A 12,653-nucleotide genomic window follows, 5' to 3' on the forward strand; every position below is an offset into this window, starting at 1 on the left:
TTTATTTGTTTTTTTGAATGATACAATAGAGTGACTGACCCCAAAATTGTTTAAAGAGCGGATTGAAAAATTTGGAGAAGGGAACAACAAACTTATCGAAGAAAATAACCTGGTTATTTACGTTTTTGGAATTAATATTTTTGTGTTTTTTAAATTTATTAATCCACCAACCAAATGCGCCTACCGGATTGAAGTATTCATTTACTATAATTTTACAGTTGGGATTATCCTGAATTAAATTTTCTACATCTTTTTTAGTATATCTCCTTAAGTGTCCGGCTAATTTGTCCAGATCATTGTATAAATGCATAAATGAAGGAACGTAAAGTAGCAGATGTCCGCCCGGTTTTAATAAATTAATCATATTATTTAAACCGGCTTTATGATCAGGAACATGTTCTAATACATTCACGCAAATTATAGAATCAAAATTGTATTTATTTTTCAATGCTAAAATACTTTGATCTGAAATATCGGCTACTTCATAATGTCCGTTAGGATCTCTTAGTTTAGCCCTTTCAATAACTTTTTCATCAATATCCAGAGAAACATAAGTCTTTACATTTTTCTGCAGATATTTCTTAAAATTTCCTTGGCCTGTTCCTATTTCTAATAAAGTATCACCGGCATAGGGGAGGAATTTGGATAAAACCCAACTGTTGTAGTTGTCTGCAAACTCCATGGAATCGGCCATTGTTTCAAAACCGGAAACTTCTATTTGATTATTTTTAGTCATTATTTTTTTGTTCCGCTTCCTCTCCAGCTAACTCCTTTATAAGCGCTAATATGAATATCCGTAAAATCATTGTCGTTGAACCATTTGGAGATTCTTTCTTTACTGATAAAATCTACTTGAGGTGCATTTAATTTATCAAATACATTTAAGGTATTTCTGTAAAAACTCAATTTTCTAAAATTTTGAAAATATTCATAAAATGGCAGAAACGAAAGAGGAAGCAAATAAATGGTATAAATAGGTAAGTACATACATGCGGTAATTATTTTTGAAAGTAGCAGTAGGCTTTTTCTTGACATATTTACCAGGAATTTCTTACGAATAGGTTCAACAATTTTATCTACCATCCAATTTCCTTCTTTTGAATATACCCAAACCACTGTTTTACCACCGCTTTTTGTGTGTTTCTTCATATTTTCAAACGTGAGATCAGGGCTATCGGTATGATGAACAACACCTATTGAAAAAACAATGTCATATTTTTTATCAAGATTCATTTTAGCTATATCAACTTCCACATAAATAATATTGCTTTTATCTTTATTTCTCTCTTGGGCTAGGTCGGTCGTATTTAAATCAACAGCAGTATGCGTTTTTGCGAATGGAGCAACATAGGCAGTGTGTTGACCCCCGCCGCATCCGCACTCAAGCGAATCTTTTTCTTTAAAATCCTCCAGCGTTAAAGGATAAATCCAGTCTTTGAATAAGAATAATTCGTCATCTTGCAGCATTTTCCACTGCTCATGCCATTCACTTTGTTTTTTTTGAATCATATTTTTTTATCGTAAACAAATTTATTGAACGCCTTAAATTCATCGGTTTCATTATTTTTTATCCATTTTCCAACGGGCGCATTAAATCCGCTTTTCTTTTTGTACAGAACGCTTTCCGGTAGTAGTTTTTCCAGAGCTGATTTGAGTATGTATTTTGTTTTAGCATTTTTAAATTTTAATTCAGCAGGAATGCTTGCTGCGTAGTTTACAAAATTTACATCAAGGTACGGAGCTCTCGCTTCTAATCCGGAATGCATAGTAGTGCGGTCAACTTTAGTTAGTATATCATCCGTTAACCAAGTCATGGCATCTACATACAAATGTTGATCAAGCCAATGTAAATCTTTTACCTCGTTATAATATTTTTTGAAGGTGTGAATTGGATCAGTGGCTTGAACTAATTCTCTATTTTTTTCCCCTAATATTTTAATTCTTTCTTCCGTATTAAAATATAATCGCCAAGAATAGTGTGCCTTTATTTGATCAGAATCAGAACCTGCCAAAAACTGTTTTAATTTATATTTAAAATCAATTTTATTATTGCCGGCCCGTAAATTCCCTGCTAAAGTGGCAAAACCTCTTCGAAAAGCCAAGGGAGTTTTTCTGTAAAAATTAAAATAGTGATCCGCTTTATAAGTAATATAACCCGCAAATATTTCATCAGCCCCATCGCCTGATAATACTACTTTAACTTTTTCGCTGGCCATTTTGGAAACCTGATACATGGGAATTAATGAATTATCCGCAAATGGTTCATCAAAAACGTCAATAGATTGATTAATTAAATCTAAAGTGTCTTCGTTTTGAATAAGGGCTGCGTGATGCGAAGTTTTAAAAATCTGACTTACTTTTAGCGCATCATCGTATTCATTGTATGATTTTTCCTCAAATCCGATATTAAAGGTATGCAGTTGTTTATCTGATAATTTTTTTATTTGTGCAACAATGGAAGAAGAGTCAATACCACCACTCAAAAAAGCGCCAACTTCTACATCTGCAATTAATCGATATCGCACACTTTGTTCGAGGTGATTTAAAATATTTTCTTTTATTTCACTTTCAGATTGTTTTGTTTTTATTCTGAATGAATCGGCATAATTCCAGTAATTAGTTTCTTCAAAGGTTTTACCTTGGTTGGTAATTTTAATAAAGTGACCGGGTTTTAATTTTAAAATATCGGAATAAAAGGATAGGGGAGCTAAAATATAACCCAGCGCCAAATAACAATTTAAGGCTTCTAAGTTTTTTTCTTTGCTAATTGTTTCATCTTCTAAAAGGGCTTTAATTTCAGAGCCAAAAGTAAAACACAAATTTTTGTAAGTGTAATAAAATGGTTTTTTCCCGAATCGATCTCGGGCCGCAAAAAGTTCCTTGTTTTCGTTATCCCAAATGACAAAAGAAAACATACCGTTAAATTTATTTAAACAGGAAGATCCCCATTTGATGTAGGAATTTAAAACTACTTCTGTATCCGATTTGTTTTTAAAAATATAGCCTTCTGCTTCCAGATTTTTTTTTATTTCCAGATAATTATAGATTTCGCCATTAAAAACGATATGATAACGATTAGTTGTTTCCGACATGGGTTGTTTAGCATCGGAAGAAAGATCGATGATAGATAGACGTCTGTGACCCAGTGAAATTTCCCCTAATTCTAATTTTCCTTCATCATCCGGACCCCGATGCGCGATAGCTTTATTCATTTTAGAGATCAGATTGGGATCATAATTTTTGCCCCAATGTAATTTTCCGGTTATGCCGCACATTTTTTAAATTTATTGGAATACTGCTGATTTAGAGAAAAAACATCTTTACTTAATATATTATTGCAAATCAATATACTCAGTAGAAAGAAACAATTTTTAATTTGAAACAAATAAATAGTATGTATGATTTTATAAAAATTAAAAAATTTTTACTTTTTTTCGAGATTTCTATACTCCATTTTAATCTTCTTTCGAATAGATTATTTACGGTATGTCGATTAACTATTTTTTTAACTTCAGGAATAGAAAAGGTTATGGAGAACGATTTTACATAATCAAGGTGAATGGTGACGTTTTCACTACTTGAAGTCCTATAATTAATAACACAACTATCAAAATCACCAAATAGAATAGGGTATTGGCAGGCAATTCTCATCCACAAATTAGTATCTTCAGCATATTTAAGTGTTTCTTCAAATTTATTTTTTTTCAGAATTATCGTTGAAACGCAAATTGCACAAAGGGGTGAAAATTCTTTTAGAAATCTATCTATTGTGGAAGAAAATTTAATTGTATTTGTATTTGTTTTTAAATTTTTATTTTCAACATTAAGAATAGAATTACATCGAACTAAGCAGTCAGGATTACTTTCTTTGATTAAAAAAGAATTCAAATTTGTTAAATAATCTTGTACGTACTTATCATCGCTATCAAGAAAACAAGTATAATTTCCTGCAGCCATTTCAATACCTTTGTTTCTTGCGGCTGATCTTTCTTTGTTTTCTTGATAAAAGTATTTGATTCGTTTATCAAGAAAACTATTTACAATTTTTTTGGTGTGATCATGAGAGCCATCATCAATAATAATTAATTCCCAATTCTGATAATTTTGATTTAAAACACTTTCAATAGCTTGTGAAATTATCTCAGCTCTATTATAAGTTGGTATTATTATTGAAAAATAATTGTTCAAGCTTTTAAAGTGCTTTCAGACTTTTTTCGTGTTTCTTCATTGTGCTTTCAATTCTGCTGATATTCTCTTTAGTCCATTTGATGGTATTAGTGAGCCCTTCTCTGTAATCGATACTTGCTTTGAAACCAATTTCATTTTCGGATTTATCGGTGCTACCAAATCGTTTGCCAGAGTTGTCCCAGTTTCTTTTGGGTAATAATTCAACTTTTGATTTACTTTCAGCAACTTCTACAATCATGTTTGCCCATTCTGCAATCGTAATATCTTTTCCTGTGGCAATATTGTAAACTTCACCGGCTTTGCCGTTAAGTGCGCAGGCAATTAATCCCCTGCAAATGTCATCTACATAAATAAAATCTCTAGAAGCAATTCCTCCGTTTTCTAATGGCAAATCTATTCCTTTAATAGCCTTATAGATAAAAGTAGGTGTTACATTTCGCCAAACAGTGGCCGGTGTACCTCTCCACTGTCCGGCACCCAATACTTCACCGGGGCCATATACATTTTGAAAACGCGCACGAACGGTTGGTAATTGATGTTGATTGAAATAATAAACCGAATAAAACTCGCCTATGATTTTGGAAATAGAGTAGGGCGAATCGTGTTTGATGTTGGTGAATTCTTGTTCAGTGGTAGCCTTGGCTGTATCAAAAGTTTTTTCGGCAACGGAACAACCTGCGGAGGAGTATACTAATTTCTTTAAGTTTTTGAAATTTTTAACCCATTCCATTAAACGCAATGTGGTATAGGTATTATTGGCGTGGTCGGCAAGGGGATTGTGAATGGAACTTTGATTGCCATGATAGGTAGCTAAATGGAAAATATAATCTACATCATCTTTCATTTGATCTAAAATATTTTGATCTGTAATGGAGCCCTGTAAAAATGTTAAGTCCGGATGATCTAATGGTAAATTTTCTTTTTCGGCGCTCATTAAGTTATCAATGGCCACTACTTTATTGTTTTGATTTTGATTTAATATCATTTTACAAAGGTTGCTGCCTACAAATCCGGCTCCGCCTACTACAATGATTTTCGAATTGTTAAATTTTGTTTGTTTCATGTGCTATGATTTAGGTTCTGATAAATGTGAAAAAATATCGGTTACGCCATATTTGTCGTACCATTCTAATTGTCTTTTTATGGTTTGTTTAAAATTATATTTTGGCTTCCATTCAAAAACTTTTTCTGTGTGACTTGGATCCAACACAACTTGCGGAACGTCGTCGGCACCAACCGGAACGATAGGTACTTCCGGAGCCTTTATATTTAAATGGGCAACCACTTCGTCAAACACTTCTTTAATTGAACTGCCAACGCCGGTAGAAATATTATAAGCTCCGGTTGGTATTTCCTTGGTAATAATTACATCCAAAACATTTAAAAAATCCTCCATGTCTATAAAATCTCTAGTGCTGTCACTGCAAAAACAATTTTTTCCGTCTTTCAATCTGGTGTAAAAGGTTGGTATGGGTCCAATGGCTAAACGAGGACCACAAATGTTGGCAAGGCGTAATGAGATCACATTTAATTCTGAACTCAACAAAAATTGTTCTCCGGCGGTTTTTGAAATGCCATAGCTTGTAAATGGTTTTGTTGGAGCAGTTACCGGAATAGGAACTTTATCCGGCCTTCCATAACACAGGGCCGTTTGAAAATTTATTATTTTTTTTATTTGATATTTTATGGCTGATTTAGCAATATTTATGGAGCCTATAACATTAGTCAAAGTATCTTCACTCCAGTTGGAAGGATCTTTGTATGCAGCTGCGCTATTAATAATTAAATCCGGTTTAAATTCAGCAATACAATCGTCTACTAATTTTTCATTAGTAATGCTGCCTTCTATTATTTTTAAATTTTTGTGTTCCGGTAGATTCTGTTTTTTGCCGGTTGCAAAATTGTCTATTATAAGAAGTTGATAATTTTTAGGTAAATAAGCGTCGATAATGCTTGTGCCTAAACAGCCTGCACCACCTGTAATTAGTATTTTTTTTGTACTCATTTTTTTTTAATAAATGTTTTTTAAGTGTGTATAATTTTCGGAAATTTTGTGATTTTTATACCAATTCACGGTAACGTTTATGCCTTGATGAATATCCATTTCCGCCATCCAATTAAAATCTTTTTTTGTCTTACTGATATCTAAGGATATGAAAGAAGTATCATCTGCATTAGGTTCTTTTTCTTCGATTTCAAAATTTTCAATATTTAAAGCTGATTTAATAAAGTTAAAAATTTCAGGAACAGAATATTCGCTTCCGGAACCGGCATGATAAGTTCCGGTGATATCCGGATTTTGTATTGCTAATATTAAAAGCGAAACTAAGTCATCAATAAATAAAAAGTCACGTTTCGAGTTTACCAAAATGCATTTTTGTTTATTTGTTAATCGTTGATAAAAAGTAGGAATTGGTCCGCTTAAATTTCTAGGTCCATAAATATTACTCAATCGAAAAATAAGCAACGGTATTTCGCTCAATTTTAAATAAAGTTCAGCACTAGTTTTTGAAAGCGCGTAAGACGAGCCTGCATCAAATTTTCCTCCAAACAAAGCGTAATTTAATGTTATAGGTTTTTCTGAAGGATTAAGGCCGTAACAAAGTGAAGTTTGCAGATAAATTATTTTTTTGACTTTGTATTTTTGAGCAACATCAATTAAATTAATTGTACCTTCAATATTAGTATGTACATCTTTCATCCAATTGTTAGGATCTTTGTAAGATGCTGCAGCATGAACTACTTGATCGGGTAAAAACTCAGAAAATACCTGATGCATTAGTTTTGAATCTGTAATGGAACCTTGCACCAATTTTAAATTAGGTTGTTCTGAAACATTTAAATTATTTCCTGTTTCAAAATTATCTATTACTAAAACCTGATGATTCAGTAAACAAAGTCGATCAGCGAGCGCTGAGCCAATAAAACCTGCGCCGCCCGTAATTAAAATTTTCAAAATTTATTTACTTTTTTCATGCTTTAAGTGAGTATACTCGCCCAAGGTACCATGAACTTTAAAATAATCGATCGCCGCTTTTACGGTTTCTTCAATAGGAGTGAATTCAATTTTCCCAAAATCCTGAAAAGTTCTGCTCGGATCTAATAATATCGAAGGTGCATCATCGGCCCCTAATTCTTTAATTTCTACTTCCGGATAAGGAGAAATTCCCATGGCTTTCACTACTGCATCATATAATTCAATAATCGCTACATCACTTCCTGAAGAAAAGTGATAAGCACCTTTGCCAATACCATCGCAAGCTTTCACCACATTTTTAGCTAAATCCATAACGTAAACAAAATCTCTTCTGGCTTTGGTAACGAAACATTTTTTTCCGTCTTTGAGTCTTTGGAAAAAGATTGGAAGTGGACCACTCACATTTCTAGGTCCAACAACATTGGCTAAACGGAAAGTAACAAAATCTAATCCTGAAATTTCAAGAAAATCTTCATTGGCTGTTTTGGTAATGGCATAACTACTATTAGCCGGAAATTTAGGGTGATCCAGGCGAATTGGTTGATGAAGTGGTTTTACTCCATAACATAAAGCAGTTTGGAAATAAATAAATCGTTTCACCCCAAATTCTTTTGCGGCATGAATTAAATTACTACCGCCAACGCAATTGGTTAAGGTATCATTATACCAATCATCCGGATCTTTGTAAGAAGCGGCCGTGTGAACAATAGCATCCGGTTTAAATTCTTTTATAGTTTGATCGATTAATTTTTTATCCGAAATGGTGTCGATTATTACTTTAAGATTCGGGTGATCTGTTAAATGTTCTCGGCGGCCGGTGGCCAAATTATCAATGGTAATTACCTGATCGCCTCTTTTTAATAAGAGTTCGGCAACATGGGATCCTATTTGTCCGCAACCGCCTGAGATTAGTACTTTCATGTTTTTTGATTTTAGTTTTTAGTTATTAATTTTTTATATTGATGATGTTTATCTATAAATTGTTTATGCCACAATTCAAGGGATAATAATCCCCATATTTTTCGTCCAAATTTACTTTCTGTTTTTAATCCGTTTAATACTTCATCGCTATTTATATATCCTCTTGTTCTGGCTTTTTCGCTGGTAAAAATATCTCCAATAAATTCTTTTAGTTCATTACCAATCCAATCGTTTAAAGGAACCGGGAAACCCATTTTGTGTTTACGGTTTATAATTTCATCGGGCAGTTCACTTTTCATGGTATTGGTTAAAATCATTTTCAGTGTTCCGTCTTTAAATTTCACATCGGCCGGAATAGTTGCTGCAAATTCTATCAATGGATGATCCAAAAACGGCACTCTGGATTCGAGTCCATGTGCCATGCTCATTCTGTCTTCAACCTGTAAAAGTGCAGGAAGTAAAGTTTTGAAATCAAAATGAGTCATTTTATCAAAGTATGATTCTTTACCTACATTATCACCATTAAATATTTTTGCGAAGGACTCGAAAGGTTTATACCCATCTAATTGGTCCCACTTAATTTCTTTATTTAAATCCGGTGCTCGATTTATTAGTCTAAAATAACGTTTATCAATAGGGTCGAATAATCCGTCTTTAAAAAATTCTTTTAAGAGCGGTTTGTAATTTTGAAGTGAAATCAAATTAGGAATTATGGATTCATAAGTTACTACAAAGTTTCCATTGTGAAGCGTATTGTCAATGGCGCCTTTAATACATTGTTCAAAGTAAGCAATTAAGTATCTGGTGTATCCTCCAAAAATTTCATCTCCGCCTTGTCCGCCTAACACTACTTTACGATGTTGAGCTGCGAGTTTAGAAACGTGATATTGCGGAAAAGAACCTGGCCCGGCAATAGGAAAATCGAGGTGATAAATTACGTTTTCAATGGAGTCAACAAAATCTTTATGGTTGATATCAATTTCGTGCAAGCCGATTTTGGCTTTTTCCGCTAATTTCCTGGCGTAAAAACTTTCGTCGTACATTTCACCATAAGTAAATTTACCGGTGAATCCTAAAAATTCATCTTTATTGGTAGATACTTTTGAAGCTATTGAAGCAATGATGGAAGAATCGATACCACCGCTAATGTAAGCTCCTATTGGCACATCGCTTCTGGTATGAATTTTCACCGATTCGTAAATGAGTTCGTGTAAAGTTTCTTCAAAATAAGAAGCCTTTTTGCCGTGGTTGATGTTGTAATATATTTCCCAATACTTTTTGATTTGAATTTTTCCGTCTTGAATAATTAAAGTATGCGCAGGAGGTAATTCTTTTATGCTTTGTATTAAGGTATGCTCACCGAGGTAAAGTTGAAAATATAAATAATCTTTAAGTGCGGTATTATTTATTTCAATATTATCGATAAAGGGAAGTAGTGTTTTAGCTTCGGATGCGAAATAAAAGTTATTATTTTGAATGGTGTAGTAAAAAGGTTTAATACCAAATCGGTCTCTGGCTATAAACATTTGTTGTGTATTCTCATTCCAAACAGCAAATGCGAACATACCTCTCAAATGGTTAACACAATCGTGTCCCCATTTTTGAAAAGCGGCCAATATCACTTCGGTATCCGATGAAGTTTTGAAAGGATAACCTGTCAATTCTTTTTTAAGTTCCAGGTAATTGTAAATTTCACCGTTGTAACAAATGGTAATGCCATATTCATTGGTCATTGGTTGATCACCTGTACTTAAATCAATGATGCTTAAACGCTGATGTGTGAAACCTATTGAGTGATTTGCATTTTCAAAAAATCCTGAACCGTCCGGTCCACGGTGTTTTTGAATTTGATTCATCACTCTTAATGAGTTATTTAATCCGGGTATTTGTTGTAGATTTAATTGTAATTGTCCTGCTATTCCACACATGATGCTACACGAGTTTAGTTTGAGAAAATTTTGAAATAATAAATTTGTATATTTTTTTAGCAACAATTTCAGGCAAAATGTACAAGCCGATTTTTCCAACGGCATAATATTTTGTCAACTGCTTACTTCTAAGCTCTAAAAAATAAAGTTTTAATGAATTGTTTCTGCTTGTTGCATTTGCTGCATTAATATTGAACCAATCTTTGCAGGTGTTTAAAACATTCTGTGTGTACTTTTGATAAGTGAATTCATTTGACTCAACAATTTTTTGATATGCATTTTCGGTAATTTCTTTTCTTAATTTCTCATCCTTTAATAATAGAAGAACTTCATTTAAGTTCGAAAAATCTTCTTTGAGTTCGATGTAATGGATATTCGGCTTCAGTATTCCATTATATTCGCCCTCAGTTAATACCTGGCAGGTTTTTGTCAAACATGCTTCTAGGTGACGAGGTGAGATGGCCATAAAGTGGATACTACCGTCTTTTCCTTTAAAGCAATGATTTTCTATTTCTTCAAAAGTAGCTTGTGGATTTCGCATTAAAAATTCTGAGCCACATTTCCATATTTGTCCGTCCGGATCATGCAAACATGTTCCGCTTTCAACGCCCAAGGTATATTTGCAATTCAATAAAAAGTCAAACCAATGATTGCCTGTTATAGTATCTTTAGCTTCATTGGATATATCACACATAAAGCCTTTTTTAGGCGCATTATCTTTGAAAATTTCAGCAATCCTTGTTTTCAGAAATCCCTTTTTACCAAACCAGGGCTGTGCTTTGGTTGCTCTGTATCCAATATCAATTGACCGTGTTTCATTTAGATTTAATTTAGAATTCACATAATTTATCACTTCATCATCTAAATATCCGGTAAGCACTTGTTTAAAATGAATCTTTAAGAAATCTACTTGGTGAAATAATTTTTTCCACTCGCTTTCCGGAGAAACAGTAAATACACCCGAAATTTGAAATTCATTAATGAAGAAATTGATTGCATTTGATTGGAACCATTCGTCTTGGGTAAACAGCACTTTTGGTACGTTCACTTTTTTTAAAGCATCTACATTCTTTAAGGTAATATTATGAAAGAAATTGATGTTACCATGAGTCCACCTATCACTTAAAAATAAATGATGAAAAAAAATCAGATCATACCGGTCCGGATTTATACTATTTGGAAATTTGCCGGTTGATGCGTTAAAATAATCTACAGTAGTTTCGTTAAGATATTTTTTGAATGAGTATAAATTATCTCGAAATGCCACACGAATTGGATAACCTGTTTGACCGTATATGATTAGTATCCGCACTAATTTCTAAATTTTTTAAATTGATTATAAACTATTTTGGCACCCAATCCTTTGGCCAGAATTACTGCCCCGTATCTGAGTTTACCTTTATACCTCGCGTAATATCTATACCAGGCATGGGTATACAATTCAGCATAGCGCCAATGTTTTTCATCCTGTTTAATATTTATCAAAAGTTCATCTGGTTTTTCTTCCTTAATGGAAAGGTATTCATGGGAACTGACATCAACACCAATTGCATCATTGATCAAATCTTTTACAGCCTGTTTATACGACCATTTTTCTGAAAGCACAATATCATTATAAGCTCGCTCTGTAATCTCTTTTCTTTTATTGTCATCTTTTACTAGTTGCATTACTTCGTTAACATTGCTATAATCTTCTTTAAGTGGAATATAGTGTAGATTAGCTTTTAAGATTCCATTAAATGTACTTTCAATTAGTATCTGACATGTTTTGGTTGCGCAAGCTTCAAGATGTCTTGGCGAGATGGCTATTAATTTTAGTTTTCCATCTTCATTAGGAAAACATTCCTTTTCAACTTCTTCAAAACTTGCGTTTGGATATTTTGATATGTAAGTTTCACCTTTTTTCCATATATCGCCTTTTGGATCATGCACAGTAGCGCCACCTTCAACACCGATAAAATATTTGCAACTAAGCATAAATTTATACCATTCATCTCCCAGAAATGTATCTTTTGGGTCAATAGAGATATCTACTTTTAAGTTGAATTTGTTAGCTGCATTTTTAATTATACCGGCAATCTCAGTTTTCGCATAACCGTGCTTTCCTAACCAAGGAGGTAAATTTCTTGCGCGATATCCAATATCTATGTTTCTAGTAACGGAATTGGAAAGAGAATTTAGCTTTTTTACGGAATCATCATCCAAGTAACCGGTTAATACCTGGTAAAACCTAACCTTTTTTCTATCGACAGTTGGGTAAAGGATAGGCCATTCAGATTGGGGACTTACCGAGAACAAACAATCAATATTGTATTCATTAATAAACCAACAAATGTCTTCAGAATTTTTATACTCATCCTGTGGCATCACTATTTTTACGGCTTTTGAACCAAAGATCGGCTCAACCTGTTTTACTGCTCTCAGCAAATGTTCTTTACCTGACCATCGTGATGAAATAAAGCCGTAATGAAAAATTATGAGGTTAAAATCAATTTTAAGCAAATATTCAGGGATTGTATCAACAGAATCCAAGCCTAAATAATAACAATGAGAATTGGAGTATTTCTTAAACGAATAGAGATGTTCTTCTATTGTGCTTCGAAGCGGATAACCCAAACATTTGTATATAATTAATATTT

The 12,653-nt window shown here is 33.2% G+C and carries 11 protein-coding genes; all 11 read right to left on the reverse strand.

The features are described from left to right. Position 1: 1 nt before the first annotated feature. Positions 2-736, reverse strand: coding sequence for a class I SAM-dependent methyltransferase (locus IPM51_02685; protein MBK9283204.1), 735 nt, complete (start codon positions 734-736; stop codon positions 2-4). Continuing rightward, the gene (locus tag IPM51_02690) at positions 736-1,509 is read right to left on the reverse strand and encodes a class I SAM-dependent methyltransferase (GenBank protein MBK9283205.1); all 774 of its coding nucleotides are present in this window, start codon (positions 1,507-1,509) and stop codon (positions 736-738) included. The genes IPM51_02685 and IPM51_02690 overlap by 1 nt, the downstream gene beginning before the upstream one ends. Next, the gene (gene asnB / locus IPM51_02695) at positions 1,506-3,275 is read right to left on the reverse strand and encodes an asparagine synthase (glutamine-hydrolyzing) (GenBank protein MBK9283206.1); all 1,770 of its coding nucleotides are present in this window, start codon (positions 3,273-3,275) and stop codon (positions 1,506-1,508) included. The genes IPM51_02690 and asnB (IPM51_02695) overlap by 4 nt, the downstream gene beginning before the upstream one ends. A 76-nt stretch (positions 3,276-3,351) precedes the next feature. Further along, positions 3,352-4,188, reverse strand: coding sequence for a glycosyltransferase family 2 protein (locus tag IPM51_02700; protein ID MBK9283207.1), 837 nt, complete (start codon positions 4,186-4,188; stop codon positions 3,352-3,354). Positions 4,189-4,192: 4 nt separating this feature from the next. Next, positions 4,193-5,251, reverse strand: a complete 1,059-nt coding sequence (locus tag IPM51_02705; protein MBK9283208.1) for an NAD-dependent epimerase/dehydratase family protein — start codon at positions 5,249-5,251, stop codon at positions 4,193-4,195. A gap of 3 nt (positions 5,252-5,254) precedes the next feature. Next, positions 5,255-6,193: an NAD-dependent epimerase/dehydratase family protein gene (locus IPM51_02710; protein MBK9283209.1), complete on the reverse strand. Its 939-nt coding sequence runs from the start codon at positions 6,191-6,193 to the stop codon at positions 5,255-5,257. Between the two features lie 6 nt (positions 6,194-6,199). Beyond that, a complete protein-coding gene (locus IPM51_02715; GenBank protein ID MBK9283210.1) occupies positions 6,200-7,144 on the reverse strand; it encodes an NAD-dependent epimerase/dehydratase family protein in 945 nt (314 codons plus the stop codon). A 3-nt stretch (positions 7,145-7,147) separates the two neighbouring features. Continuing rightward, a complete protein-coding gene (locus IPM51_02720; protein ID MBK9283211.1) occupies positions 7,148-8,086 on the reverse strand; it encodes an NAD-dependent epimerase/dehydratase family protein in 939 nt (312 codons plus the stop codon). An 11-nt stretch (positions 8,087-8,097) separates the two neighbouring features. After that, positions 8,098-10,014, reverse strand: coding sequence for an asparagine synthase (glutamine-hydrolyzing) (asnB, locus tag IPM51_02725; GenBank protein ID MBK9283212.1), 1,917 nt, complete (start codon positions 10,012-10,014; stop codon positions 8,098-8,100). Between the two features lie 4 nt (positions 10,015-10,018). Continuing rightward, entirely contained in the window at positions 10,019-11,326 is a 1,308-nt protein-coding gene (locus IPM51_02730) for a hypothetical protein (protein ID MBK9283213.1), read from the reverse strand. After that, positions 11,326-12,630, reverse strand: a complete 1,305-nt coding sequence (locus IPM51_02735; GenBank protein ID MBK9283214.1) for a hypothetical protein — start codon at positions 12,628-12,630, stop codon at positions 11,326-11,328. The genes IPM51_02730 and IPM51_02735 overlap by 1 nt, the downstream gene beginning before the upstream one ends. Between the last annotated feature and the right edge of the window lie 23 nt (positions 12,631-12,653).

Source organism: Sphingobacteriaceae bacterium (genome assembly GCA_016715905.1).
In the GTDB taxonomy this organism is placed as follows: domain Bacteria; phylum Bacteroidota; class Bacteroidia; order B-17B0; family Aurantibacillaceae; genus Aurantibacillus.

Coding starts and splice junctions, on each gene's coding strand:
- IPM51_02685 (MBK9283204.1), bottom strand. CDS start 736: ATGACTAAAAATAATCAAATAGAAGTTTCCGGTTTTGAAACAATGGCC.
- IPM51_02705 (MBK9283208.1), bottom strand. CDS start 5,251: ATGAAACAAACAAAATTTAACAATTCGAAAATCATTGTAGTAGGCGGA.
- IPM51_02710 (MBK9283209.1), bottom strand. CDS start 6,193: ATGAGTACAAAAAAAATACTAATTACAGGTGGTGCAGGCTGTTTAGGC.
- asnB (MBK9283212.1), bottom strand. CDS start 10,014: ATGTGTGGAATAGCAGGACAATTACAATTAAATCTACAACAAATACCC.
- asnB (MBK9283206.1), bottom strand. CDS start 3,275: ATGTGCGGCATAACCGGAAAATTACATTGGGGCAAAAATTATGATCCC.
- IPM51_02690 (MBK9283205.1), bottom strand. CDS start 1,509: ATGATTCAAAAAAAACAAAGTGAATGGCATGAGCAGTGGAAAATGCTG.
- IPM51_02720 (MBK9283211.1), bottom strand. CDS start 8,086: ATGAAAGTACTAATCTCAGGCGGTTGCGGACAAATAGGATCCCATGTT.